Source organism: Roseovarius sp. MMSF_3281 (genome assembly GCF_030733685.1).
Taxonomy (GTDB): domain Bacteria; phylum Pseudomonadota; class Alphaproteobacteria; order Rhodobacterales; family Rhodobacteraceae; genus Roseovarius.
The window spans coordinates 257,032-280,778 of sequence record NZ_JASHIM010000001.1 but is presented as its reverse complement, the minus strand read 5'-3'; the positions used below and the strand labels follow the sequence as shown (position 1 = coordinate 280,778).

The window sequence follows — 23,747 nt, the reverse complement described above, 5'->3', positions numbered from 1 at the left end:
GCTTTGCGCAGATAGTGACCTTTGCAAAGTATGGTCCGTTTTCCGATAGCTGTCATTCGTGTAGCATGCTCTGAAATACAGGTAAGGGAATAACGTATGAGTGACTTGCCAGAGAATTTGAACTCGATCATCGAAACTGCGGATCGAGAACTTCAAGCCGACGATGTTCCACCACATGCACGGCAAATTCATGCTGTTATGAAGGTTGCAAAAGCTTTGGACCTTCCCGGATTGCCGCTCTTTCCACTTAACGAGCACGATCCTGAAAAAGATAGCTTTCCTGATTTGATCACACAGAGGATCTCATCATGGTATCAAGAGTTTTATGGTGACCGTCTCAAACTAGATCCATCTGCCAATGCTCGTGTCGCGATCATTGCTGATGGTGATATTTGGGAAGGCAATCTTCCAATCATTTTTGGTGGCTTAGTGGCCCCAAGTCGCAGTTTGCCAGACACCTCAGGCAAAAGCCAGAATGGTCCGGAAATATATAACCCATGCGCCCATTTGACAGGCATTACTCAAGCTCGCCTCGACCGCTTCACCAATGACGATATCAACGAGGTAGTTGAGCTATATAATTTGGGGCTGAATGCGAGAGACGCGTTCAAGCGGTTCATGAAATTTAACCCATTGTTCGTCAGAGCAGAGGCGGATTGGGCAGCAGCGACATTGCATTTGACTGCTCAGAGGCCAGACTATGGTCAATCCTTATATTCGTCTTATCAGGTCGCCGAAAAGTTCATGAAAGGGCTTTATGCTGTAGTCACAGATAAAAAAGCACCTTATGTCCACGGGCTGGATGGTTTGTTCAAAAAGCTGAGAACTGACTGTGGAATTGTAGGCATAGACAATCTTGAACCGCTGCTGCCAAAAATCCCGTATCGTTCTTCTGCTCGATATGACGAACCGATTGATCGTTCAGTAGCCTACGACGCCCACAAATCTAGTCTTAAGCTCGTTGGCCAGCTCGGCACAGTTGGTTATTCGGGCTATCATCAGTCTAGAAAGACAACAGCGTAATACATTAGCTGCAGTCGCTATACGCTCCGCATGCATTTTCCCATATCGCGACATGATCGGTGAAGGTCAGCTATCGCAATACGCGTCGCGGGCCGTTGGTCCGCTCTGGGGCTGACAGCAGTCAATGACCGCTCAAGACCCCTTGGGTCGCACGACCACCACAACCGTCAACGCAGCTTCCGCGCCACCAGGTCTATCAGCGCCGATTGGCCCTTGTGGCCTTCGCCTTCTTCGATATGCCGTTCATAGGCGCGGCACTCCAAAATCTCCCAATCGGCGAACTCGGTGCGCAGCATCTCTTCGGTATACATGTTCTCGGCGCAGGGTGGGCCGCCGGTGCCATGCGTCAACTGCTCGGGCGTGTAGCCGTGCAGCAGGATCAGCCCACCGGGCTTCACGCTTTGCTTCATGCCGTCGAACAGGGCAGGGCGCGCGTCTGGTCCGACGAACTGAATGAATATGCCAGCGACGATGTCGTAGGTGTCGGGCCAGTCATGGGCGAGAACATCCACCTCGTGGAAATCCACGGTGACCCCTTTCGCCTGGGCCAGTTTGCGGGCCTTCGTGATCGCCGAGGGTGCGTATTCCAGGGCCGTCACCTCAAGCCCCTGTTCGGCCATGAACACCGAATTGCGCCCCTCGCCATCGGCGACGGACAAGGCCGTGGCGCCAGTCGGGGCCAAAAGCTCCACGTGGTCTTTCAAAAAGGCCGCCGGTTCGGTGCCGAAGACGTAGTCCGGCGTTTGGAAACGCTCTTCCCACATTTGTGCCTCCCTTGGTGTTTTTGACATGAAAACCGCCCCCGGGCCGATGGCGCCAGGGGCGGTTATGTACAGTCTGTACAGAGCGCGCCGGATGGGCCGCGATTCATGTACAAAACTCGAAGAATTTTGTACAAAATGTACGTCTTGGATTACTTGGCGACGGGACCGATGATCATGATCATCTGGCGGCCTTCCATCTTCGGCATGTTCTCGACCTTGCCGACTTCCTTGACGTCCTCGGCCACGCGATTGAGCAATTCACGGCCCAGGTCCTGGTGCGCCATTTCACGGCCACGGAACCGCAGGGTAACCTTTACCTTGTCGCCTTTTTCAAGGAATTTCAGGACGTTGCGCATTTTCACGTCATAGTCATGCGTGTCGGTGTTGGGGCGGAACTTCACCTCCTTCACCTCGATGACCTTTTGTTTCTTGCGCGCCTCGGACTCGCGTTTTTGCTGTTCGTACTTGTACTTGCCATAGTCCATGATCTTGCAGACCGGCGGATTGGCATTCGGCGAAATCTCAACCAGGTCCAACCCAGCCGCCTCCGCCATGTCCATCGCCCGCTCCGGCGAGACAACGCCGACGTTGTCGCCATCGGCCCCGATGAGCCGGATTTCTGCTGCGCGGATTTTTTCGTTGACGCGGGGGCCGGTATCGCGCGTGGGCGGCGCGTTGTGAGGTCTGCGGGCTATGGCTTCGTTCCTTCGATAGTTGTAAAAAGTTGAAGTCGAAAGGTAACCGCGCGGGGGCCGTGTTTCAAGCAGCAAAATCGGCTGATCTGAGCCGAAATCCAACGGTTTCCCCCTTGCACCTTCTCTTTTAGGTCGGCATCTGTAATTCCATATGAAACGGGGGTCCGGTTAATTGGGTGGGCCTTTATACCAAGGGGATTATGACTATGAGAAACCTGTTGTGGATCATTCTGGCCGCAGTTGTGCTGATTGGCGGTTACATGCTGTTCACGGGCAAATCCGTTGAGGAGATGACCGAGACCGTGACCGGGGGAGAGGATGTCGAAGCACCCGAAGCCCTGAACGATGCGGCCGATGCCGCCGGTGATGCGGTCGACGGGGCCGCGGACTCCGTAGCCGATGCGGTTGACGAGGCGGCGGATGCGGCCGGCGAGGCGGCGGATGCCGCTGCGGACGCGGCCGACGATGCCGTGGATACCGCGACAGAGGCGGCAAGCGATGCGGTTGACACGGCCACCGAAGCGGCCGGTGACGCAGCGGATGCAGCGGCGGATACCGCCAGCGAAGCCGCCGACGCGGCAAGCGACGCTGCATCGGATGCGGTTGATACCGCGACGGAGGCCGCTGAAGGGGCAGCCGATACCGTAACCGACATGGGGTCGGATGCCGCCGAAGCAACCGAGGACGCGGTTGACACGGCGACCGAGGCAGCCAGTGAAACGGCGAATGACGCGGCTGAAGCCACCGAGGAGGCCGTCGATAGCACCACGGATGCCGCCACCGAGACCGCGACGGACGCAGCCGACGCCACCGAAGAGGCCGTGGACAGTACAACGGATGCCGCAACCGACGCGGCCGAAGCCACCGAAGACTCGGTTGACAGTGCGGCAGACGCCGCCAGCGACACCATGACCGAAGGCGCAGAAGCGGCCGAGGACGCCGTGGACACAACCACGGAAGATGCCGCCTCGGACGCTGCTGATACCGCGACCGACGCGGCAAACGACGCTGCCGCGGAAAGCACCGGCGGCATGTCCGAGTTGCTGACCGTTGACGGGTTCGACATGTCGAAAGTATCCGACATGATCGACAACTCGGAGTTGGGTGATATGCAAAAGACCCTGCTGAAGGGATCGCTTGAGAAAGCGCAAGAGAACCCCGACGCGCTGCAAGAGGTTCTGGGCCGGGTGCGCGACGCACTGGGTATGTAAGCCACAGCTTAGCGACCAAAAAGAAACCCGCGCCAGTGACTGGCGCGGGTTTTTTCGTTGTCGGGAGAAGGGTTTAGTCGAGGAAGGCTTTTTCCACGACGTATTCCTTGGGGTCCGAATTGGCCCCCTCGCGCAGGCCGTATTCCTCAAGCATTTCCTTGATCTCGAGGTTGAAGGCAAGGTTGCCACAAACCATGGCACGGTCGGTTTCCGGCTTGAGCGGTTCCACACCCAGATCCGCGAACACCTCGCCCTTGCGCATCAGGTCGGTGATGCGGCCCATCTTGGGGCTGTCTTCGCGGGTGGTCGTGGGATAGTAGCGCAGCTTTTCATGGAAGCCTTCGCCGATAAGCTCTTCGAGCATCTCGTCGCTGCGGATGTCTTCGATCAATTGCGCGCCATACTCCAACTCGCCAACTTCGCGGCAGGTGTGGGTAATGATCACCTCGTCGTAATCCTCATAGGTCTGCGGATCGCGCAGTAGCGAGGCGAAGGGCGCAAAGCCGGTGCCGGTGGCAAAGAACCAGATGCGTTTGCCGGGCAGAAGGGCGTCATGCACCAGGGTGCCCACGGGCTTGGGCCGCAGGATGATCTGATCGCCGGGTTCGATGTGCTGCAGGCGCGAGGTAAGCGGGCCGTCTTGCACCTTGATCGAATAGAACTCCAACTCCTCGTCCCACGAGGGGGAGGCGATGGAATAGGCCCGCAGGAGAGGCTTTTGCTTGCCTGTCTTTTCATCGGTCTGCATCAACCCGATCATCACGAACTCGCCCGAGCGGAATCGGAGCGAGGCGGGTCGGGTCACCCGGAAGGAAAACAAGCGGTCTGTCCAATGCTTGACCTGTGTGACGGTCTGGGCATCGGGCAGGGTGGGGGTTTTGGGCACAGATTTGGCCGCGGCTTCGGTCACTTTACTGATCTCATTCATTGTGTCGCTTGCCGGTGAATTAAACCGACACCTCAGAGTAATCTTTGATTTAGGTCAGGTGAAGGGCGGTTTATCCGCGCAGGCGCGCTTGGTAGTCATGCGCGCGCCAATCGGCGCGGAATTGCCATTGATCCTCGGGTTGGCGGGTGGCCAGATCATCGCTGATTTCCACCTCGTCAAAGCCCGCGCGGCGGGCCATGGCGTATTGGTCGGCGATCACATGGCCCCGCGCCCGCAGGCGCCCCTTGAAACCCATCAGGCGCAATTGCCGGGCAATGGTAAAGCCGCGACCATCGGCGAAACTGGGAAAATCCACGCGAATCAAAGGGGTAGTCCGCAGGCGGCCGGCCAGTTCGTTGGGGTCCGCACTGCTGGGCAGGTCAATGCCGTGACCTTCGCGGGCGTCTTCAAGGGCGGTGATGGGGGCTGTCCAATCGTCGGATTGAAAGCCCTTGTCGGTGACGATGTAACTCATGCGTTTTCTCCTTGGCGGGTCACTTTGCCATCCACAAAATGGATGCCGCATTCGGTTTTGTCTTGCCCGGGCCAGCGGCCCGCGCGGGGGTCTTCGCCGGGGGCAACCGGCGTGGTACAGGGTTGGCAGCCGATGGACGGGTAGCCACGTGCCACAAGCGGATGTTTGGGCAGGCGGTTTTCCTCCATGTAGGTGCGGATATCGTCAGGCGTCCAATGGGCCAGCGGATTGACCTTGAGGCGGTCTGTGCCGTCTTCGACTTCGAAGAAATCAAGGCTGGCGCGGGTGGCCCCCTGGAAGCGTTTGCGCCCGGTGATCCAGCCGTCGAATCCTTGCAAAGCGCGTTGCAACGGCACCGTCTTGCGCAGGGTGCAACAGGCGTCGGTATCGTGCCGGTGCAACGTCTGTGCCGGGTCGGTGGTTTCAAGCGCCTCGTCCGAGGCGCGGATCACGCGTACATCGGACAGGCCCAGACGTTCGCAAACCTCCTGTTGGTAGACCAGCGTTTCGGTAAAGAGCATCTGTGTGTCGATGAAAATTACCGGCGTATCGGGCTTGGCGACGGCCACCATATGCAACAGCACCACCGACTCGGCCCCGAAGCTGGAGACAAGCGCAAGCGCGCCTGCCTCCGGGTCTCGCAACGTGTGCGATAGCACCGAGGTGGCCGAGTGATGCCGGTAACGCGCGTTAAGCGCCTCGGCACGTTGGCTCAAATCATTCGGCGGCATAGGCCTGTGCCTCGTCATAGAGCGCAGCCTTGAAAGGGGCCATGCCAAGCCGGCGATAGGTTTGCAGGAAAGTTTCCTGCGAACCGTCGCGATGCGTCAGGTAGGCTTGGACCAAGCGTTCAATGGCCGGGATGATGTCATCCGCCGAAAAGCCCGGGCCGGTGCGTTGACCGACTTCGGCTGTTTCGGTGTGGTCGCCGCCAAGGGTGATCTGGTAATTTTCCACCCCCGCCCGGTCGAGACCCAAAATTCCGATGTGACCCACGTGGTGATGCCCGCAGGCATTGATGCAGCCCGAGATTTTAATCTTCAGATCGCCGATCTCATGTTCCAGCTTCAACTCGTCGAACCGGGTGGCAATCTGTTGGGCAATCGGGATCGACCGCGCCGTGGCAAGCGCGCAGTAATCCATGCCGGGGCAGGCAATGATATCCGAGACCAGCCCGATATTGGCGGTGGCCAGCCCATGGCGTTTCAGGATGCCATGGATCGCGGGCAGGTCGGATTTATGGACATGCGGCAGGATCACGTTCTGCTCATGGCTGATACGCAGCTCATCATGGCCATAGAATTCGGCCAGATCGGCCATGACGCGCATCTGCTCGGCCGTGGCATCGCCGGGTGTGGCGCCATGGGCCTTGAGGCTGATCTGTACGATGGCATAGCCCGGCGCGCGATGCGTGGCGAGGTTGGTATCGCACCATGCGCGATAGATCGGATCGGTCTGATAGGTGGTGTCGTGCAGCGCGGTCGGCGCGGTCTTGAAGGCGGGTGCGGCGAAGGCGGCTTTGATCTCCTTGAAAAGCTGCGTGTCGACACCGGTGAAGGTCGGGCGGATCACCGCAAAGCGTTCATCCACACGGGCGCGGATATCGTCGATCCCGTGTTCATGCACGGTGATCTTGATGCGCGATTTATATTTGTTGTCGCGACGGCCCAGAAGGTTCCAAACACTGACCACGGCCTCAAGATAGGGCAGCAGATCTTCTTGGGTCACAAAGTCATTCAGCACCTTGCCGATCATCGGCGTTCGGCCAAGACCGCCGCCCACGATGACGCGATAGCCCAACTCGCCGTTTTGTTCGGTGATCTGAAGCCCGATGTCATGCGCGCGGGTCACGGCGCGGTCATTGGGGCTTCCTGTCACCGCGATCTTGAACTTGCGGGGCAGGAACTGGAATTCCGGGTGGTCGGTCGACCACTGCCGGATCAGCTCGGCCACCGGGCGCGGGTCGGCCAATTCATCGGCGGCGGCCCCGGCGAAGTGATCGGCGGTGACGTTGCGGATGGTGTTCCCGCTGGTCTGGATGGCGTGCATGTTCACCTCGGCCAAGGCATCCAGCATATCGGGCACATCGCGCAGCTTGGGCCAGTTGTACTGGATGTTCTGACGGGTGGTGAAATGGCCATAGCCCTTGTCCCACCGTTCGGCCAGATAAGCCAGTTGGCGCATCTGGCGGCTGTTGAGCGTGCCATAAGGGATCGCCACCCGCAGCATATAGGCGTGCAGTTGCAGGTAGAGGCCGTTCATCAGGCGCAGGGGCTTGAACTCATCCTCGGTCAGCGCACCCGCGAGGCGGCGTTCCACCTGTGCGCGGAATTGGCGGTTACGCTCGGCCACGAAGGCCGCGTCGAAGTCGGTATAATCATACATCGGTTAGCTCTGCCTGTTTTCCATGGGGATAGTTCGAGGGGCCGGTGCGGCGAAAATCCTCGCGGAAGTGGGTGGGTTCGGGGCCCGTTGCACCGGGCGTGACATCGGCGAGGTAGACACCGACGACGGTTTCGGTTTCCGTTTCGGCCTGAAGCTGCCGCAACTGGGCGTGGGCCTCATCGGTGATGACCTCGGCCTCGGACAAATGGCGGGTCCATTCATCGTTTTCGGTCAGGTAAACAACATCGCCTTCGACAAGGGCATTGGCGGTCACGACCTTGGGGGTGAATTCACGGGGCATGTCAGGCAAGCTCCTGTTTGTTATGCAAAATTTGGGCCTGGGCCGCCCGGGGGTTAAGGCCATAGACCAAGAGGGCCGGGCCGGTGACCTTGGCCGCATCAAGATCCTGCGAGAGTTGATCGAGGGATGTGCCAATCACCCGTTGATCGGGGCGCGAGGCGTTTTCGATAACGGTCACCGGGGTGCCGCGCGCCGCGCCATGCATGATCAGGCGGCCTTGGATGAAGCGCGCGGCGCGTTTGCCCATGTAGATCGCGGCGACCTCGCCGGGGCGGGCAAGCGCCTGCCAATCGTGATCGGCAAAGCCCTTCATGTCATGGCCCGTCAGGATACGCGCCGAGGCATTGCGACCCCGTTGTGTGAGGCTCTGGCCGATGCTGGCGACACTGGCCGAGGCGGCGGTGATGCCAGGGACGATGTGCCATGTGATGCCGGCGGCCTCGACGGCCTCGATTTCTTCGTCCAAGCGGCCAAAGACCGTTGGGTCGCCGCCTTTGAGGCGCACAACTTGGGCGCCTTGCGCGGCGTGGTGGGTGATGAGGGCGTTGATTTCCTCTTGGGTCATGGCAGGGCCGAAGCCCTCTTTGCCGGCGTTGACCAGCACCGCCTCGCGGCGAGCGAGTTCAAGGATTTCCGGCGTGACCAGGCGGTCGTGGATCACCACATCGGCCGCATCAAGCGCCTTGCGGGCCTTGAGGGTCAAAAGCTCCGGGTCGCCCGGACCGGCCCCGACGAAGGCCACGTGCCCCTCGCGGTCACTTGCGTTTTCATATTTGGATAGAAGGGTTTGCAGAGCGTTGTTGACCTGCACCTCTCCGCCATCCTCCAAGGCGCGAGGGCCTTCGTTGAAATAGAAATCCGCCCAGAAATCGCGGCGGCGGCGGCCCATGGGCAGCACCTCAACCGCCTTGCGGAAGGCCTTGCCGATGCGGGCCAACCTGCCAAGGGTTGCGGGCAGGCGCGCCTCGAGGTCTGCCTTGATGGATCGCGCCAGAACCGGGGCCGCGCCCTCGGTGCCGATGGCGACGGTGACGGGGTCACGGTCCACGATGGCGGGGGTGATGAACTGGCTGTCTTCCAGGTTATCGACGATATTGACCAAGGCGCCGTCGGTGCGGGCAATGGCCGACGTGCGGGCATCCTCGGCCTCGTCCTCGTCGGCGGCATAAAACAGCGCGGCGTCGCGCGTGTCGCCGGGTGCCAGTGGGCGGCGCTTGAGGGTCAAACGGCCCTCGGCGGCCCAGTTTTCGATCTCGGGCGCGGGCGAGGCGGCGAATACCGTGATACGGCCTTCGGTCTTGAGCAGCAGGCGCAGCTTGGCTAGCGCGGCGTCACCACCGCCCGACAGAACGATGCCGCGGCCCTCGACGGCCAGAAAGATGGGAAAATGTTTCATGGGACAGGCCCCGCGATCTGTTTGACTCTCGGGCTAATATAGAATTTATTCCCACATTGATGCCATATGCTGGCGCAATTAAGAACATACGTTCTAATGGTGCTGATGCCGGCGGGGCGTGTTCTCGGAAAAAGGAAAAACAGGAATGGCTGTTCGGATAGATGAGCTGGATCGAAAAATCCTTGTGCAGCTGCAGCGCGATGGCGGGCAGTCACTGGATGAAATCGCGAAGATCGTGGGGAGCTCGAAGACACCGGTTTGGAACCGGATTCGCAAAATGCGCGAAGCCGGGATCATCAAGCAGCAAACCTTTCTGCTGGATGCCGAGGCGCTTGGATATGAGGCCTGCTTTTTCGTGCTGATCCGCACGTCAGAGCATGATGCAGAATGGCAGGGCGCCTTCCTGCAAGCCTTGCGGGATCGGCCGGAGGTGCAGGAGGCGCATCGGTTGGCGGGGGATATCGATTATATCCTGAAAGTGCGGGTGGCCAATGCGCGGGCCTACGATATTTTTTACCAGGCGCTGATTTCAGAGGTGAAGGTGCACAATGTGACGGCGCTATTGTCGATGGAAGAGATCAAATCCACCACCATGTTACCCCTTGAGGTTAATTAAGCTTCGTCTTCCAGGGCATTGATAATAGGCGAAAAATCGGCCTCTTTCAGGCTGGCGCCGCCGACAAGGGCACCGTCGACATTGGGCACGGCAAAAATCTCGGCGGCATTGCCCGGCTTGACCGACCCACCATAGAGGATGCGGATCCCCTGTGCCGTGTCGCCAAACCGCTCGGTCAGGTTTTTTCGAATGAAATCATGCACTTCACCGATCTGGTCAAGGCTTGGCACCTTGCCGGTGCCGATGGCCCAAACGGGTTCGTAGGCGATAACGGTGTTGTCGGGTGTCGCCCCGTCCGGAATTGAGCCGGATAGCTGATCTTCGATAATCAGAAGTGTATCGCCGCTTTCGCGTTCGGCGAGGGTTTCGCCGATACAGATCACGGCGGTCAAGCCGGAGTCATGCGCAGCCTGCGCCTTTTCGCGCACCAAATCATTGTTTTCGTTGTGATTTTCCCGGCGCTCGGAATGGCCTACGATCACCGCGGCACCGCCGGCGTCGGCAATCATCGGGGCCGAGATATCGCCGGTATGGGCGCCGGAGGCCTGCGGATGACAATCCTGTGCCCCTATATCTAGTGGTTTATCAGCGGTTAACGCCGCGGCCTGCATGAGCAGGGTCGCCGGCGGGCAAATCAGGATATCGACGGCCGGGGCGCTGTGGGCCTTGGCGATGGCATTGAGTTCATCCAGCGCGGCACCTGTGCCGTTCATCTTCCAATTCCCGGCGGCAAGTTTACGTGTCATGCAAAAGGTATTCCGTTTTATTATTATTTATCAATGACATGAAGCGCAAAGCTTACATGCCTTCGAACTTGATGGATTCACCGCAGCCGCAGGCCTCGGTCACATTGGGGTTGTTGAACACGAACCCCGATTCCAGAAGCGAGGTTTGATAATCAATCTCGGTCCCGAAGAGGAACATCTGCGCCATGGGGGCAATCAGCACCCGCGCACCATCCTGTTCGACCACCTCATCGTGGGGATCGACCTCGGTGACATACTCCATGGTGTATTCCATGCCCGCGCAACCGCCTTTCTTGACGCCGATGCGCAGGCCCTGATGGCCCTCTTTGTCCATCAGTTTCGCGATCTGGCTGGCGGCGGCATTGGTCATGCTGACCGCTTGTTTGCCGGGAATTCCGAACATTAGGTTTGGCCTCCAACCTGTTGAATGTTTTACATAAAGCCCAATTCAAGGCGGGCTTCGTCGCTCATCATATCCATGCCCCAGGGCGGATCCCAGACAAGTTCGACATCGACTTGCTTGACGCCTGCGACAGGTTCAATCGCCTCGGCCACCCAGCCGGGCATTTCACCGGCGACGGGGCAGCCCGGCGCGGTAAGGGTCATGATCACGCGCACGGCGTTATCCTCGGAAATCTCGATCGTGTAGATCAACCCCAGATCGTAAATATTCACTGGAATTTCAGGGTCATAGACCGTGCGGCAGGCCTCGACCAATTGATCGTAAAGCGGATGCTCCGTGCTGGATGGCGCGATCAGGGGGGCACCTTCGAGGGGTTCGGGGCTGTGCGTCATGGTAGGTTCCTGCGGTTATCCTGACAGAACATATAAGTTTTATAGATTGCGACGTCCAGTGCAGCGAAACACATCGTACGAGTCGTACGAAAAATCCCGAGTTTCGTACGAAAATCGCCGGGGTCAGATCACGCGTCGTACGAGTCGTACGAAAACATGGGGTCAGCCCTTGGATTTTGCCGTGCCGGTGGCCGCCTTGCGGCGGCGGATCGGGGCCGGGCGCACGCGGCTTTCGATCTGGTCGTAGAGCATGCCGACGATATTCTTGCCAGTGGATTTCTCGATACCTTCGAAACCGGGGGAGGAGTTGACCTCGAGCACCTTGGGGCCGTTTTCCGAGCGCAGCAGGTCAACGCCCGCCATGTTGAGGTTGAAGGCCTTGGCGGCGCGGATCGCGGTATCGCGTTCTTCCTTGTTGATGCGCACGGATTTGGCCGACCCGCCACGGTGCAGGTTGGAGCGGAAATCGCCATCGGCGCCGGTGCGCTTCATCGAGGCCACCACCTTGCCGCCGATCACGAGGCAACGGATGTCTTCACCGGCGGCTTCCTTGACGAAATCCTGCACGAGAAAGTTGGCCTTGAGGCCCCGGAAGGCGTCGATCACGGATTCGGCGGCTTTCTTGGTTTCGGCCAGCACCACGCCCTTGCCCTGGGTGGATTCCAAAAGCTTCACGATCAGGGGGGCGGTGCCGACAAGCCCGATGAGGTTGCCGGTATCCTTGGGCGAGGCGGCAAAGGCGGTGTTGGGCATGCCGATCTTGGCGCGGGCCATGATCTGATGGGCATAGAGTTTGTCGCGGCTGGCCGAGATGCCATCGCTGCCGTTCACGCAATAGGTGCCGATGGTTTCGAACTGCCGGATGATGGCGGTTCCGTAAGGCGTGATGGATGCCCCGATGCGCGGAACCACGGCATCGAAGCGCGGCAGGCGCTTGCCGTCGTAATGCACTTCGGGGGCCATGGCATTGATCGCCATGTAACACCGGGTGGTATTGATCACCTCAACCGCATGGCCGCGCTTTTCGCCTTCTTCGACAAGGCGGCGGGTGGAATAGTTATCCTCGCGCGATAAAACCGCGATCCGCAGGGCGCGGTTGGGTTGGACCGAGCGCATCTTGGAGGTGTGATAGACATCGTAGCTAAGCTCGGGCTGCAAGAAGCGGTCGGTGGCGACGATCGAGATATGATCCTTGAGCGCCTGGCGCCCCAAGAGCATCCGCGATGTCATGGTCGACCGGTTGGTGAGGGTGATCTCGATCGGCCAGGCATCGCCGTTGACCGACAGGGTGCTTTCGATCACGTAGCGCAGTTCTTTTTCGCCGTTCGAGGAGGCGACCTCGCGCCGGTCGAGGATCGGGGCGGAGCAGGGGATCACCAGGTCGTCGCGCCCGGGGATCGGGTGGACGGTAAAACGCACCTTGGGTTTGGAGCTTGGCCCGAAGGTTTCGATATCGAAGGCGTGCAAAGCGGATGTGCGCGCCCCGGTGTCGACCTTGGCGCGCAGGGCGGGCACGCCCAAGTCGGGTAAGCTGATCCATTCCTCCCAGCCGAAATTCAGGGGTTCGGTGGGATTGTCGGTATCACTCATGGGTCAGCCTTCTTGTCATGGGGCGTGATTTGCCCGATATGGGCGCAACCAGCATATGAGGCTCTGATGACAGCATTATTCGGCTTCGAACTCAAGGCCACTGATGGGGCGGCGCGGACAGGCGTGATTTCCACCCCACGGGGCGAGGTCCGCACACCGGCCTTCATGCCGGTGGGCACGGCGGCCACGGTGAAGGCGATGATGCCCGAGTCGGTGCGGGACACCGGGGCCGATATCCTGCTGGGCAATACCTATCATTTGATGCTGCGCCCGACGGCCGAGCGGATCGACCGTTTGGGCGGGTTGCATCGTTTCATGAACTGGGAGCGGCCGATCCTGACCGATAGCGGCGGCTTCCAGGTGATGAGCCTTGCAGGGTTACGCAAGCTGACCGAAGAGGGCGTGACCTTCAAAAGCCATATCGACGGGTCCAAGCACGCCTTGACGCCCGAACGGTCGATGGAGATTCAGCGGCTTCTGGGCAGCGATATCGTGATGTGTTTCGACGAATGCCCGGCGCTGCCTGCCAGCGACGAGGAGGTCGCCCGCGCGATGCGCCTGTCGATGCGGTGGGCGGCGCGGTCGAAAGAGGCCTTCGGCGACCGGCCCGGTCATGCGCTGTTTGGCATCATGCAGGGGGGCGTCAACCCCGGGCTGCGTGAAGAATCGGCCAAGGCACTGACGGAAATCGGCTTTGACGGCTATGCCATCGGCGGGCTGGCCGTGGGCGAGGGGCAGGAGGCGATGTTCGGCGTTCTGGATTATGCGCCGGGCTACCTGCCTGCCGGGAAACCGCGGTACCTGATGGGGGTGGGCAAGCCCGACGATATCGTTGGCGCGGTGAAACGTGGCGTGGACATGATGGATTGTGTCTTGCCGTCGCGGTCGGGGCGCACCGGGCAGGTCTTCACCCGCCACGGGCAACTTAATATCAAGAATGCCCGGCATCAGGACGACCCGCGCCCCTTGGATGAAGAGTGCACCTGTCCGGCCTGCCGGAATTATTCACGCGCCTACCTGCATCATGTGTTCCGCAGCCAGGAAATCATAAGTTCCATGCTTCTGACATGGCATAACCTGCATTATTACCAGCAGATCATGGAGGGGATGCGGCAGGCGATTGCCGCAGGACGGTTTGCCGAATGGGAGGCCGATTTCCACGAGGCGCGGAAGGCCGGGGATATCGAACGGCTTTGATCCCCGCCGCAGTGCCGGGGGATCAGGAAAAAGTCATGCCGTGCGGCGGCTTTGCCGGATTTGCCGCGATTGCAGCGCAATGAGGCCTTGTGGCGGCCCGCCTACAGGGGCAAACTGTGCGGCAATTGGTTGAAACGGGTGGGCCTGCGCCCCAAGTTAACAATCAGGAAACGTGGAGGTGGGCGCGGCTGCCTGTGACAGGGGCCCGGATCACCTGCCCAGAACGAAGGAAACGAGCATGCAAGAGCCTCTCAACGCATCTTACCCTGTGCTGCCGCTGCGCGATATCGTGGTTTTCCCCCACATGATCGTGCCGCTTTTCGTGGGCCGAGACAAATCGGTCCGGGCACTGGAAGAGGTGATGCAGGACGACAAGCACATCCTGCTGAGCAGTCAGATCGACGCCGGCGAAGACGACCCTTCGAGCGAAGGGATTTATCAAAGCGGTGTGCTGGCCAATGTACTGCAACTGCTGAAACTGCCCGATGGCACCGTTAAGGTGCTGGTCGAAGGCGTGGCGCGGGTGAAGATCACCGAATACCTTGAAAACGACAATTATTTCGAGGCGCGGGCCGAGTACCTGACCGAGATGCCGGGCGATCAGGCGACGATTGACGCGCTGTTGCGGACCGTCAGCGACGAGTTCGAGCGCTATGCCAAGGTGAAAAAGAACATCCCCGAGGAAGCATTGGCCGCGGTCAGTGAATCCGAGGAGCCCGCGAAACTGGCCGATCTGGTGGCCGGGCATCTGGGCATCGAGGTGGAGCAAAAGCAGGACCTGCTGGAAACGCTGAGCGTGAGCGAGCGTTTGGAGAAGGTTTACGGCCTGATGCAGGGCGAGATGAGCGTTTTGCAGGTCGAGAAGAAGATCAAGACACGCGTCAAAAGCCAGATGGAGCGCACGCAGCGCGAATATTACCTGAATGAGCAGATGAAGGCCATTCAGAAGGAACTTGGCGATGGCGAGGATGGCGAAGGCGAAATTGCAGAGCTGGAAAACCGCATTGCCGAGACCAAGCTTTCCAAGGAAGCGCGCGAAAAGGCCGAGGGCGAGCTGAAAAAGCTCAAGAACATGAGCCCGATGAGCGCCGAGGCCACGGTTGTGCGCAACTATCTGGATTGGATGCTGTCGATTCCGTGGGGCAAGAAATCCCGCGTGAAGAAGGATCTTAGCCGCGCCGAGAAAATCCTCGATACCGATCACTATGGCCTTGAGAAGGTCAAGGAACGGATCGTGGAATATCTGGCGGTGCAGCAACGCTCGAAAAAGCTCAAAGGGCCGATCATGTGCCTTGTCGGCCCGCCGGGCGTGGGGAAAACCTCGCTCGGGGAAAGTGTTGCGCGATCGACGGGGCGCGAGTTCATCCGCATCAGCCTTGGCGGCGTGCGTGACGAAAGCGAAATTCGCGGTCACCGCCGGACCTACATCGGGTCGATGCCCGGTAAGATCATCCAGGCGTTGAAAAAGGCCAAAACCACCAATCCGCTGATCCTGCTCGATGAAATCGACAAGATGGGGCAGGATTTCCGGGGCGATCCGGCGTCAGCGATGCTGGAGGTTCTGGACCCCGAGCAAAACGCGACCTTCGTGGACCACTACCTGGAGGTGGAATACGACCTGAGCGACGTGATGTTCCTGACCACGGCGAACAGTTACAACATGCCGGGGCCGCTTTTGGACCGGATGGAGATCATTCCGCTGGCGGGTTACACCGAGGACGAAAAGCGCGAGATCGCCAAGCAGCACCTTCTGCCCAAGCAGGTCAAGAACCATGGCCTGAAGAAGGGCGAATTCGACCTGAGCGACGGGGCGCTGACCGACATCATCCGGCATTACACCCGTGAAGCCGGTGTTCGGAACCTTGAGCGTGAATTGGCCAAGGTGGCGCGGAAAGCGGTGACCAAGATCATCAAGAAAGAGGCCGAGACCATCGAGGTGACGCCGGAGAACCTTGGTGATTTCCTTGGCGTCAAGAAGTTCAAGTACGGCCTTGCCGAAGAGAAGGACCAGGTGGGTGTCGTGACCGGCCTTGCCTATACCTCGGTGGGCGGTGAGCTTTTGAACATCGAGGCGGTGCGCCTGCCCGGCAAGGGCCGGATGAAGACCACCGGGACGCTGGGCGATGTGATGAAGGAAAGCATCGACGCGGCCTCGAGCTATGTTCGGTCGATCAGCCCGGACATCGGGGTGAAACCGCCGCGGTTTGAAAAGTGGGATATTCACGTGCACGTCCCCGAGGGCGCCACGCCCAAGGATGGCCCGAGTGCCGGCTTGGCCATGGTCACCTCGATCGTGTCGGTCCTGACGGGTATTCCGGTGCGCAAGGATATCGCGATGACCGGCGAGGTGACGCTGCGCGGCAATGCCCTGGCGATTGGCGGCTTGAAGGAAAAGCTGTTGGCGGCGCTGCGCGGTGGGATCAAGACGGTGCTTATTCCGCGTGAGAACGAGAAGGACCTTGTCGAGATTCCCGACAACGTGAAAGAGGGGCTGGATATCATCCCTGTCGATCACGTGCGCGACGTTCTGAAACTGGCCTTGGTGCGTACGCCCGAGCCGGTGGAATGGGACGAGGAGGCCGAAGAGGCCGCCGCTGCCGAAGCCGCGATGAAAGGCGGGGACGGAACAGGGGCGACGGCGCACTAAAGCGTTGTGTCTTTGCCCTGAGCGATCAGCCCAGCACAGAAGCTTTAAACCCCGTCGGAACACTCCGGCGGGGTTTTTCGCGTTTTACCGTGGTGGCCCTGCCTAAAGCGTTCCGCCTTTAACCTGAGGCATCAGCGAAAGGCGGAACGCGTGCAACGATTGAGCGGAGCACTGCGTTTCGCGAAAATCTGTGATTCAGGTTTTTCGCGAAACGCTTTAGGGCAGGGTTGCTTGATCAGGCGCCTTTGCCGACGATGATCAACACGATTGTCAGGGCTGCCAAGAGGCCGTGCAGTTTCTCGGACGAGGAGCTTTGGATTGTCTCTTCGATGATAACTTCGGGTGCGACAACGGGGTCCGAGAGGCTTCCGGCGAGAGCCGGTGTCGTGGTGATGAGGCTGGCGGCGCACAGGAGGGCTGTTATTGTCTTTTTCACGATTATCTTCCCCGGATAGTGTGGCTTTAAAGTACCGATTCTGGCGCTTGCTGGTCAACTCTCGGGTGGTATTGTCAATGCTTTTGCGTTAAATTGTTGATCAAAGAGCAACAATTGAGGCCATTATGAGCACGCGACGCAAAACCGGCACGTCAACGCGAGTGAAGCCGTCGACGACAGCGGGCAAAACCTCCAAAACACGCTCAACCGCATCCGCGCGCAAAGCGACGGCACCGACCAAGGCGAACGTGAAGAAGCCCGCGACCGCGGCCAAGATCGAGGTGGCATCGACACCCGCGCCCAAGGCCACGGTGGTCAGCGAAAGCACCCCCAGCACCCATGCCCCGATGCTGCGCAAGAAAGAGCTGATGGATGCGGTTATCGAACGCTCGGGCGTGCGCAAGAAATTTGCCAAGCCCGTTATCGAGGCGATGATGGAAGTCATGGGCGAGGCGATCGGCGAGGGCCGCGACCTGAACTTGCCGCCTTTTGCCAAGATCAAGCAACAGCGCACCAAGGACTCGTCGAACGTGAGGGTCACGGTGGCCAAGATTCGCCAGAGCAAAGCCAAGAAAAGCGAGGCGGGCGAAGGCGATGCAGAAAATCCCAAAGATGGTGTTGCAGAGGCTGCTGAGTGACGCTAATGAACCCGGCAACGGGTGATTAGCTCAGTGGTAGAGCGCTTCGTTCACATCGAAGATGTCAGAAGTTCGAATCTTCTATCACCCACCATTTCCCGACGGCGTGCCTAAATAGGTGCGCCGTTGTTGTTTAAGGGCCAGGTCGTGTCGGTTTGCCTTGAAAAACGATCACGCGGGCGGGCAATATAAGGCCAGCCCCCACGCAGGATCAGGACCGCGCCATGGATATTGAAAAGGACATCATGCTGAACGAGTTGGCGATGCTCCGCGAGGAGAAAAACCGCCGAAGCCGACAGCAGTTTGAATATGTCCGCCTGAGCTTGATCAACGTTGGGGTGCTTTCTTTCTTCGGGATCTTCAGCGTTGTCGTCGGCGGCGGTGAAGTGGCGCAAAAGATCATGCAGAACGCGGCCTTTGTCTTTGCCCTGATGTGCGTGCTGACCGTGATTTCAATCACGCTGTTCCTGTTCTGGATCGACGATGCCTTGACGATTGCAGGGATCGACCGTTTCCTGTTTCGCAAGGAGCAAAGCGTTGACACCAAGGGGGACGTTTATTGGTATGAATATCGTCAACACCTCAACAAAACGGCGGCCTTTCGGGTCAAGAAATGGGTTTTCAACCTTGCGGTGATCTTGTCGTTCATCAGCCCGCCGTTCCTGTTTGGGCTGTTCACGCTGATCCACACCATGCTGCAAATTCCATGGTGGGTGCAGCTTTCGGGCGGGGTGATGTTTTTCATGGTGTTGGCCACACCGCTTTTGATGTGGCGGCGGTTTACCCGGCGGCTTTATGGATAGGTGTTGAAAGCGTTTCGCCTTTGACCCGAGACATCGGCAAAGAGCGGCACGCAGGCAACCATTGAACGATGCACGGCATTTCGCGAAACCGCTTTCATATGGCTTGGCGCCCTATTGCCCGAGTTAAGGGACAATCGTGCAACAACACCCCTTGCGCCTTTGAAAAAGCCGGGCTAAATACCCGCGCATCGGGTCGTTAGCTCAGTTGGTAGAGCGCTTCGTTTACACCGAAGATGTCGGGAGTTCGAGCCTCTCACGACCCACCATTTCCCCTTTGCAAGAACTGGCCCTTAGAAAAAGGGTGACATCTGGTCAAGTTGCTGGAGCCAGCCGTCGCCGGATACCGCAAGGGCGAAGACGGCGGGAAGTGCCACGAGAAAGCCCGTGACAAAGATCATGGCGGTACCGAAGCCTTTGAACATATTGCATTTCCTTCTGGTGGTTTCCTTTTCAGGTGACGAAATAGGCGGCGGTTTCACGCCGACAACACGGCTGGGAAAGCTGCGCCGGAATGCCGCGCTTTGGGCGGGTGGCGAAAAATCCGACATGGATGTGAAAGAGGCGCTTGACGGGGGCAGGCGGGCGGCGTAAACCGCCCTTCACGCAGCGGGCGGTTGTAGCTCAGTTGGTTAGAGTGCCGGCCTGTCACGCCGGAGGTCGCGGGTTCGAGCCCCGTCAACCGCGCCACTGCTGCGTCTCTTTTCCCGGAAAATCATGTGACAATTTTCACGCCTTTTTTTCACGCCTTTAAGGGGCGTTCGGCGCGTTGGGAAAACGCGGGTATTACATGGGTGGAATTATCGGTGAATTGCCCATTGACGGGGGCAGGGGCGTGATTTAATCAGCCCCTCACGCGCGGTTGTAGCTCAGTTGGTTAGAGTGCCGGCCTGTCACGCCGGAGGTCGCGGGTTCGAGCCCCGTCAACCGCGCCATTTTCCCCAACCACGATGCGAGCAGGCCCATGGGTGGTTTCATAGACAGGCTTCCGTGGTGGATCGTCGGTTTCATGGTACTGACGCTTGGATTGGCACCCTATACGCCCGAGCCGCATATCTGGGAAAAGCTGAAGATGCTGTTTGCCGGGGAGTTGCGCGGCGGGCTGGATTGGTTTGACCTGATCCTGCATTCGGCCCCGTGGGTCTTGGCTTTGGTGAAGGGCGGGCGGGCGATGCCGAAATCTTGAAAAGATTTCGGTCCGATTTCTTTTGAAGAAATCGGCTTGCGCTAGAGAGTGAAGAACGCCTTTAGCGCGGCTGTGGTTTCATTTGGGGCCGTGTCGGGGAAGAAGTGACCGCCGGGGATCGGGTGGGCCTGCATCTGGGTGCATTTTGCGGCCCACGTTTGTGCGACATCGTAGTGTTGGGCCATCGCGCCATCGGCCCCGTACAAGACCAGCGTAGGACAGCCGATGCGTTGGGTGAGATCGGCGCTGTCGTGGGCCATGTCATGGCTGAGCGTGGCGCGGTAATCGTTGCACATGCCGCGAATGGTTTCGGCATCGCGCCACGCCCCGCGGTAGGCGGCCAGCTGATCGGCGTCGAAATCCGAGAGCCGCGCACCGCCCCAGCCCAGAAGGCAGGATTGGTAATAGGCGTCGGGATCGTGCCCGATAAGGGTTTCGGGAAACGGCGCGGGCTGGGCCAGAAAGAACCAGTGATAATAGGCTGTCGCCACCTCCTGTTTCAGGTCCGACAGGAGTGTGTGGGTCGGTACGATATCCATCACGCAGGCGCGGGTCACGCATTGCGGCGCGTCAAGCGCCAAACGATGGGTGACGCGCCCGCCGCGATCATGGCCCGCCACGGCGAATTCGGTATGGCCCAAGTGGCCCATCAGCAGGCGCATGTCCTCGGCCATGGCGCGGAAACTGTAGGCGCTGACCTCCTGCGGTTTGCCGGATTGCCCATAGCCGCGCAGATCGGGGCAGACCACGGTATGAGATTGCGCCAGTTCCGGTGCGATGCGGGCCCACATGGCGCGGGTTTGCGGGAAGCCGTGCAATAGCAGGAGCGGCGGACCGGAGCCGCCGATGGAATAGGCGATGTCCTGGCCTGCGAGGGTTATGGCATGGTCGGTGAAGCCGGGGATGGTCATGTGTCTGCCCTGCTAGGCTGGGACTATTCGATAGGGCGGGTCGGCGCTGCCCGGCGGGTGATGCCGCCGGGCGAGACATTTATGCCGCGTTAGCCGCCAACCGGTGCAGGATGCGCGCCCAGCTTCGCGTGCCTTTGTGAAAACTCTCCAGGTCGTATTTTTCGTTGGGCGAGTGAATGGCGTCGTCATCCTTGCCGAACCCCACAAGCATGGCGTTCATGCCAAGGATGCTGCCGAAATGGCCCGCGATGGGAATCGAGCCGCCGCAGCCGACGAAGGCGGCGGGATCGGGCCATTCCTCGGACAGGGCCTGGCGGGTGGCCTCGAAGGCGGGGTCGGTGTTGTCCATGATCGAGGCGGGCGAGGCGCCGTAGCCCTTGAACTCAACGCTGCAATCCTCGGGCAGGCGGGATTGCACGAAATCGCGGAATGCGGCGCGGAGTTTCAAGGGGTCCTGACCTTCGACAAGTCGAAAGCTGATCTTGGCGTGGGCCTCAGCGGGCAGGACGGTTTTGAACCCGTCGCCGGTATAGCCGCCCCAGATGCCGTTGACTTCCGCCGTGGGGCGGGACCAGATCATTTCCAGCGGGGTGCGATCCTCTTCGCCTGCGGGTTTCGACAGGCCGACGCCGCCAAGGAAGCTTTGCCAGTCAAAGCCGAGGCCGTCCCATTGGGCGCGCACCTCGTCGGAGAGTTCGGGGATGCCATCGTAAAAGCCGGGGATGGTGACCCGGCCCTGGCTGTCGTGCAGATCGGCCAGCACCTGCGACATCACGCGAATAGGATTCATGGCGAGGCCACCGAAAAAGCCGGAGTGCAGATCGACGCGTGGCCCGGTGATGGTGAACTCCTCGGAGAGCATGCCGCGCAGCATGGTGACGATGGCCGGGGTTTTCGATTGAAAGAGGCCGGTGTCGCAGATCAGCGCGAGATCGGCGCGCAACTCGTCAGCGTTTTCTTTCATGAAGGGGGTTAGCGAGGGCGAGCCTGATTCTTCTTCGCCTTCGAAAAAGAAGGTGATGGAACAGGGCAGGGTGCCGTTGACCGCCTTCCATGCGCGGCAGGCCTCGACAAAGGTCATAAGCTGGCCCTTGTCGTCGGAACTGCCCCGGCCACGGATCACCCGGCCCTTGGGGGTGTCTTCGAGTTGCGGGTCGAAGGGGTCATTGTCCCACAGGTCCAGCGGGTCGACGGGTTGCACATCGTAATGGCCGTAAAACAGCAGGTGCGGGGCCGCGGAGTCTTTGGGCCCTTCGACGTGCCCCACGACCATGGGGTGGCCCGGGGTTGTACGCTTTTCGGCCTTTATACCAAGGCTTTGCAGGTCTTTGACCAGCCAGTCGGCCGCGCTTTGGCAATGGTCGGCATAGGCCGGATCGGTCGAGATCGAGGGGATGCGCAGAAGCTCTAGCAGGCGTTCCGTCGCCTCGGGCAGTTGATCGTCGATTCGGGACAGAACGGCGTCGATGGACATGGCGCTTTCCTTGGTTGGTTGGTGTTTTGCGCGGAGGGTAACAGGGCGCGCGGGACTGTCCAGCACCTTGACCGAACTCGCATGCGGAACTTGATCAAAATCAAAGTGATGGGGGGCGGCAAATTGTAACCTGTTGCGTGAGAGGTGCGCGCGATATATGCATCTAAGTTGATGAATATGTCAGTCCTGAGGAGGACTGCTCCGTGTGGGCGGCGATCTCATGCGGATACGACCAAGGAGGGGAACCCGTTGGATTATTCGGCACAGCTGGATGCGGCGATTGCGAAGCTACACGAGGAAGGGCGTTATCGCACCTTTATCGATATTGAGCGCCAGAATGGCCAGTTCCCCCATGCCACATGGCGCAAACCCGACGGGTCCGAGCAACCGATTACGGTCTGGTGCGGCAACGATTACCTTGGGATGGGTCAGCATCCCGTCGTTCTGGAAGCCATGCACGAGGCCTTGGATGCCACCGGCGCCGGATCGGGCGGGACGCGCAACATTTCCGGCACCACCGTGTATCACAAGCGGCTGGAGGCCGAGCTTGCCGATTTGCACGGCAAGGAAGCCGCGCTTTTGTTCACCAGTGCCTATATCGCCAATGACGCCACGCTGAGTACGCTGCCCAAGCTGTTCCCCGGGCTGATCATTTATTCCGACGAGTTGAACCATGCCTCGATGATCGAAGGCGTGCGCCGCAACGGCGGCGCCAAGCGGATTTTCCGCCACAACGACGTGGAACACCTGCGCGAGTTGATGGCCGCCGACGACCCCAAGGCGCCCAAGCTGATCGCCTTTGAATCGGTGTATTCGATGGATGGCGATTTCGGACCCATCGAAGCGATCTGCGATCTGGCCGACGAATTTGGCGCGCTGACCTATATCGATGAAGTGCACGCGGTCGGCATGTACGGCCCGCGCGGGGCCGGGATTTGCGAACGCGACCGCCTGATGCACCGTCTGGACATCATCAACGGCACGCTGGCCAAGGCCTATGGCGTGATGGGCGGGTATATCGCGGCCTCGGCAAAAATGTGTGACGCGGTGCGGAGTTACGCGCCGGGATTCATCTTTTCGACCTCGCTGGCGCCGACCTTGGCGGCGGGGGCCACGGCCTCGGTTGCCTTCCTGAAAACCTCGGAAGGTCAAAAGCTGCGGGATCAGCAACAGACCCAGGCCAAGATCCTCAAGACCCGCCTGAAGGGCATGGGCCTGCCGCTTATTGACCACGGTAGCCATATCGTGCCGGTGATCGTGGGCAACCCGGTGCATACCAAGAAACTGTCGGATATGTTGCTGGATGGCTATGGCTGCTACGTTCAGCCCATCAACTTCCCGACTGTGCCGCGCGGCACCGAGCGGTTGCGCTTTACACCTTCGCCGGTACATGGACCGAACGAAATGGATGCACTTGTGCGGGCCATGGATGAATTATGGAGCCATTGTGCGCTGAATCGCGCCGAATTAACCGGTTGAGCGCGCCGCAGGTGCAATTAACCTTGCGATGTGCTAATTTTCCCTAAACAAACA

General features: G+C 59.7%; 27 protein-coding genes and 4 tRNA genes. 14 read left to right on the top strand and 17 right to left on the bottom strand.

Translation table 11 applies throughout. The features are described from left to right. Window positions 1-96 precede the first annotated feature (96 nt). Window positions 97-1,023, top strand: coding sequence for a HEPN domain-containing protein (locus RBB32_RS01690; protein WP_306150934.1), 927 nt, complete (start codon window positions 97-99; stop codon window positions 1,021-1,023). Window positions 1,024-1,190: 167 nt separating this feature from the next. Here RBB32_RS01690 and RBB32_RS01685 read toward each other — a convergent pair whose 3' ends face one another. Both RBB32_RS01685 and infC read right to left on the bottom strand, forming a co-directional pair. Continuing rightward, the gene (locus tag RBB32_RS01685) at window positions 1,191-1,814 is read right to left on the bottom strand and encodes a cyclopropane-fatty-acyl-phospholipid synthase family protein (RefSeq protein WP_306150933.1); all 624 of its coding nucleotides are present in this window, start codon (window positions 1,812-1,814) and stop codon (window positions 1,191-1,193) included. A gap of 122 nt (window positions 1,815-1,936) precedes the next feature. Then, on the bottom strand, window positions 1,937-2,482 hold the full coding sequence (gene infC, locus RBB32_RS01680; protein ID WP_306151147.1) for a translation initiation factor IF-3: 546 nt from the start codon (window positions 2,480-2,482) through the stop codon (window positions 1,937-1,939). A gap of 206 nt (window positions 2,483-2,688) precedes the next feature. On the opposite strand from infC, the gene RBB32_RS01675 reads away from it, so the two are divergent. Further along, window positions 2,689-3,693, top strand: a complete 1,005-nt coding sequence (locus RBB32_RS01675; RefSeq protein WP_306150932.1) for a translation initiation factor 3 — start codon at window positions 2,689-2,691, stop codon at window positions 3,691-3,693. Window positions 3,694-3,766: 73 nt separating this feature from the next. Here the strand turns inward: RBB32_RS01675 and RBB32_RS01670 are convergent, their stop codons facing one another. The 6 genes from RBB32_RS01670 to cysG form a co-directional block, all read right to left on the bottom strand. After that, window positions 3,767-4,621 carry a ferredoxin--NADP reductase gene (locus RBB32_RS01670; protein WP_306150931.1) on the bottom strand — a complete coding sequence of 285 codons (855 nt, stop codon included), beginning with the start codon at window positions 4,619-4,621 and terminating at the stop codon, window positions 3,767-3,769. Between the two features lie 70 nt (window positions 4,622-4,691). Next, window positions 4,692-5,096 (bottom strand): DUF934 domain-containing protein, encoded by a 405-nt coding sequence (locus tag RBB32_RS01665; protein ID WP_306150930.1) that lies wholly within the window; start codon window positions 5,094-5,096, stop codon window positions 4,692-4,694. After that, a complete protein-coding gene (locus RBB32_RS01660; protein ID WP_306150929.1) occupies window positions 5,093-5,827 on the bottom strand; it encodes a phosphoadenylyl-sulfate reductase in 735 nt (244 codons plus the stop codon). Before RBB32_RS01660 ends, RBB32_RS01665 begins: the two co-directional genes overlap by 4 nt. Then, entirely contained in the window at window positions 5,814-7,481 is a 1,668-nt protein-coding gene (locus RBB32_RS01655) for a nitrite/sulfite reductase (RefSeq protein ID WP_306150928.1), read from the bottom strand. Before RBB32_RS01655 ends, RBB32_RS01660 begins: the two co-directional genes overlap by 14 nt. After that, window positions 7,474-7,782: a DUF2849 domain-containing protein gene (locus tag RBB32_RS01650; RefSeq protein WP_306150927.1), complete on the bottom strand. Its 309-nt coding sequence runs from the start codon at window positions 7,780-7,782 to the stop codon at window positions 7,474-7,476. Before RBB32_RS01650 ends, RBB32_RS01655 begins: the two co-directional genes overlap by 8 nt. A gap of 1 nt (window position 7,783) precedes the next feature. Beyond that, entirely contained in the window at window positions 7,784-9,178 is a 1,395-nt protein-coding gene (cysG, locus tag RBB32_RS01645; RefSeq protein WP_306150926.1) for a siroheme synthase CysG, read from the bottom strand. Between the two features lie 145 nt (window positions 9,179-9,323). Between cysG and RBB32_RS01640 the strand changes: the two genes are divergently transcribed. Continuing rightward, window positions 9,324-9,794 (top strand): Lrp/AsnC family transcriptional regulator, encoded by a 471-nt coding sequence (locus RBB32_RS01640; protein ID WP_306150925.1) that lies wholly within the window; start codon window positions 9,324-9,326, stop codon window positions 9,792-9,794. On the opposite strand, the gene tpiA is transcribed toward RBB32_RS01640, so the two are convergent. From tpiA to rimK, 4 genes are all read right to left on the bottom strand, one after another. Next, window positions 9,791-10,540, bottom strand: a complete 750-nt coding sequence (gene tpiA, locus RBB32_RS01635; RefSeq protein WP_306150924.1) for a triose-phosphate isomerase — start codon at window positions 10,538-10,540, stop codon at window positions 9,791-9,793. The genes RBB32_RS01640 and tpiA overlap by 4 nt on opposite strands. Window positions 10,541-10,592: 52 nt before the next feature. Further along, window positions 10,593-10,943, bottom strand: coding sequence for an iron-sulfur cluster assembly accessory protein (locus tag RBB32_RS01630; RefSeq protein ID WP_306150923.1), 351 nt, complete (start codon window positions 10,941-10,943; stop codon window positions 10,593-10,595). Window positions 10,944-10,972: 29 nt separating this feature from the next. Beyond that, window positions 10,973-11,335 carry an SUF system Fe-S cluster assembly protein gene (locus RBB32_RS01625; protein ID WP_306150922.1) on the bottom strand — a complete coding sequence of 121 codons (363 nt, stop codon included), beginning with the start codon at window positions 11,333-11,335 and terminating at the stop codon, window positions 10,973-10,975. A 162-nt stretch (window positions 11,336-11,497) separates the two neighbouring features. Further along, window positions 11,498-12,925: a 30S ribosomal protein S6--L-glutamate ligase gene (gene rimK, locus RBB32_RS01620; protein WP_306150921.1), complete on the bottom strand. Its 1,428-nt coding sequence runs from the start codon at window positions 12,923-12,925 to the stop codon at window positions 11,498-11,500. Between the two features lie 66 nt (window positions 12,926-12,991). Here rimK and tgt point away from each other — a divergent pair, with 66 nt between their 5' ends. Next, window positions 12,992-14,122: a tRNA guanosine(34) transglycosylase Tgt gene (gene tgt, locus RBB32_RS01615; protein WP_306150920.1), complete on the top strand. Its 1,131-nt coding sequence runs from the start codon at window positions 12,992-12,994 to the stop codon at window positions 14,120-14,122. 238 nt (window positions 14,123-14,360) lie between these two features. Then, entirely contained in the window at window positions 14,361-16,769 is a 2,409-nt protein-coding gene (lon, locus tag RBB32_RS01610; RefSeq protein ID WP_306150919.1) for an endopeptidase La, read from the top strand. Window positions 16,770-17,004: 235 nt separating this feature from the next. On the opposite strand, the gene RBB32_RS01605 is transcribed toward lon, so the two are convergent. Beyond that, window positions 17,005-17,205, bottom strand: a complete 201-nt coding sequence (locus RBB32_RS01605) for a hypothetical protein (protein WP_306150918.1) — start codon at window positions 17,203-17,205, stop codon at window positions 17,005-17,007. A 100-nt stretch (window positions 17,206-17,305) separates the two neighbouring features. Next, a complete protein-coding gene (locus tag RBB32_RS01600) occupies window positions 17,306-17,542 on the bottom strand; it encodes a hypothetical protein (RefSeq protein ID WP_306150917.1) in 237 nt (78 codons plus the stop codon). Between the two features lie 10 nt (window positions 17,543-17,552). Here RBB32_RS01600 and RBB32_RS01595 point away from each other — a divergent pair, with 10 nt between their 5' ends. The 4 genes from RBB32_RS01595 (at window position 17,553) to RBB32_RS01580 (ending at window position 18,912) form a co-directional block, all read left to right on the top strand. Continuing rightward, complete coding sequence (locus tag RBB32_RS01595) at window positions 17,553-17,843, top strand: HU family DNA-binding protein (RefSeq protein ID WP_306150916.1); 291 nt, start codon at window positions 17,553-17,555, stop codon at window positions 17,841-17,843. A gap of 19 nt (window positions 17,844-17,862) precedes the next feature. After that, window positions 17,863-17,937 (top strand) — tRNA-Val (locus RBB32_RS01590). 130 nt (window positions 17,938-18,067) lie between these two features. Further along, a complete protein-coding gene (locus RBB32_RS01585; RefSeq protein WP_306150915.1) occupies window positions 18,068-18,646 on the top strand; it encodes a hypothetical protein in 579 nt (192 codons plus the stop codon). Window positions 18,647-18,836: 190 nt separating this feature from the next. After that, window positions 18,837-18,912, top strand: a tRNA-Val gene (locus RBB32_RS01580). A gap of 24 nt (window positions 18,913-18,936) precedes the next feature. Here RBB32_RS01580 and RBB32_RS01575 read toward each other — a convergent pair. Next, entirely contained in the window at window positions 18,937-19,068 is a 132-nt protein-coding gene (locus RBB32_RS01575; protein WP_306150914.1) for a hypothetical protein, read from the bottom strand. 16 nt (window positions 19,069-19,084) lie between these two features. Here RBB32_RS01575 and RBB32_RS01570 point away from each other — a divergent pair, with 16 nt between their 5' ends. The 4 genes from RBB32_RS01570 (at window position 19,085) to RBB32_RS01555 (ending at window position 19,829) form a co-directional block, all read left to right on the top strand. Further along, window positions 19,085-19,237, top strand: a complete 153-nt coding sequence (locus tag RBB32_RS01570) for a hypothetical protein (protein WP_306150913.1) — start codon at window positions 19,085-19,087, stop codon at window positions 19,235-19,237. A 19-nt stretch (window positions 19,238-19,256) separates the two neighbouring features. Continuing rightward, window positions 19,257-19,333: transfer RNA gene (locus RBB32_RS01565), tRNA-Asp, on the top strand. Window positions 19,334-19,501: 168 nt separating this feature from the next. Then, window positions 19,502-19,578, top strand: a tRNA-Asp gene (locus RBB32_RS01560). A 29-nt stretch (window positions 19,579-19,607) separates the two neighbouring features. Beyond that, entirely contained in the window at window positions 19,608-19,829 is a 222-nt protein-coding gene (locus tag RBB32_RS01555) for an RND transporter (protein ID WP_306150912.1), read from the top strand. 41 nt (window positions 19,830-19,870) lie between these two features. On the opposite strand, the gene RBB32_RS01550 is transcribed toward RBB32_RS01555, so the two are convergent. Continuing rightward, window positions 19,871-20,740, bottom strand: coding sequence for an alpha/beta fold hydrolase (locus tag RBB32_RS01550; RefSeq protein WP_306150911.1), 870 nt, complete (start codon window positions 20,738-20,740; stop codon window positions 19,871-19,873). A gap of 79 nt (window positions 20,741-20,819) precedes the next feature. Continuing rightward, a complete protein-coding gene (locus RBB32_RS01545; RefSeq protein WP_306150910.1) occupies window positions 20,820-22,214 on the bottom strand; it encodes a M20/M25/M40 family metallo-hydrolase in 1,395 nt (464 codons plus the stop codon). A gap of 249 nt (window positions 22,215-22,463) precedes the next feature. Here RBB32_RS01545 and hemA point away from each other — a divergent pair, with 249 nt between their 5' ends. Next, window positions 22,464-23,693 (top strand): 5-aminolevulinate synthase, encoded by a 1,230-nt coding sequence (gene hemA / locus RBB32_RS01540; protein ID WP_306150909.1) that lies wholly within the window; start codon window positions 22,464-22,466, stop codon window positions 23,691-23,693. Window positions 23,694-23,747: the final 54 nt, after the last annotated feature.

Bases quoted from the DNA above. Each gene is read 5' to 3' on its own strand.
- RBB32_RS01690 (WP_306150934.1), top strand. From the start codon at position 97: ATGAGTGACTTGCCAGAGAATTTGAACTCGATCATCGAAACTGCGGAT.
- RBB32_RS01685 (WP_306150933.1), bottom strand. From the start codon at position 1,814: ATGTCAAAAACACCAAGGGAGGCACAAATGTGGGAAGAGCGTTTCCAA.
- RBB32_RS01675 (WP_306150932.1), top strand. From the start codon at position 2,689: ATGAGAAACCTGTTGTGGATCATTCTGGCCGCAGTTGTGCTGATTGGC.
- RBB32_RS01670 (WP_306150931.1), bottom strand. From the start codon at position 4,621: ATGAATGAGATCAGTAAAGTGACCGAAGCCGCGGCCAAATCTGTGCCC.
- RBB32_RS01665 (WP_306150930.1), bottom strand. From the start codon at position 5,096: ATGAGTTACATCGTCACCGACAAGGGCTTTCAATCCGACGATTGGACA.
- RBB32_RS01660 (WP_306150929.1), bottom strand. From the start codon at position 5,827: ATGCCGCCGAATGATTTGAGCCAACGTGCCGAGGCGCTTAACGCGCGT.
- RBB32_RS01655 (WP_306150928.1), bottom strand. From the start codon at position 7,481: ATGTATGATTATACCGACTTCGACGCGGCCTTCGTGGCCGAGCGTAAC.
- RBB32_RS01650 (WP_306150927.1), bottom strand. From the start codon at position 7,782: ATGCCCCGTGAATTCACCCCCAAGGTCGTGACCGCCAATGCCCTTGTC.
- cysG (WP_306150926.1), bottom strand. From the start codon at position 9,178: ATGAAACATTTTCCCATCTTTCTGGCCGTCGAGGGCCGCGGCATCGTT.
- RBB32_RS01640 (WP_306150925.1), top strand. From the start codon at position 9,324: ATGGCTGTTCGGATAGATGAGCTGGATCGAAAAATCCTTGTGCAGCTG.
- tpiA (WP_306150924.1), bottom strand. From the start codon at position 10,540: ATGACACGTAAACTTGCCGCCGGGAATTGGAAGATGAACGGCACAGGT.
- RBB32_RS01630 (WP_306150923.1), bottom strand. From the start codon at position 10,943: ATGTTCGGAATTCCCGGCAAACAAGCGGTCAGCATGACCAATGCCGCC.
- RBB32_RS01625 (WP_306150922.1), bottom strand. From the start codon at position 11,335: ATGACGCACAGCCCCGAACCCCTCGAAGGTGCCCCCCTGATCGCGCCA.
- rimK (WP_306150921.1), bottom strand. From the start codon at position 12,925: ATGAGTGATACCGACAATCCCACCGAACCCCTGAATTTCGGCTGGGAG.
- tgt (WP_306150920.1), top strand. From the start codon at position 12,992: ATGACAGCATTATTCGGCTTCGAACTCAAGGCCACTGATGGGGCGGCG.
- lon (WP_306150919.1), top strand. From the start codon at position 14,361: ATGCAAGAGCCTCTCAACGCATCTTACCCTGTGCTGCCGCTGCGCGAT.
- RBB32_RS01595 (WP_306150916.1), top strand. From the start codon at position 17,553: ATGCTGCGCAAGAAAGAGCTGATGGATGCGGTTATCGAACGCTCGGGC.
- RBB32_RS01585 (WP_306150915.1), top strand. From the start codon at position 18,068: ATGGATATTGAAAAGGACATCATGCTGAACGAGTTGGCGATGCTCCGC.
- RBB32_RS01575 (WP_306150914.1), bottom strand. From the start codon at position 19,068: ATGTTCAAAGGCTTCGGTACCGCCATGATCTTTGTCACGGGCTTTCTC.
- RBB32_RS01555 (WP_306150912.1), top strand. From the start codon at position 19,608: ATGGGTGGTTTCATAGACAGGCTTCCGTGGTGGATCGTCGGTTTCATG.
- RBB32_RS01550 (WP_306150911.1), bottom strand. From the start codon at position 20,740: ATGACCATCCCCGGCTTCACCGACCATGCCATAACCCTCGCAGGCCAG.
- RBB32_RS01545 (WP_306150910.1), bottom strand. From the start codon at position 22,214: ATGTCCATCGACGCCGTTCTGTCCCGAATCGACGATCAACTGCCCGAG.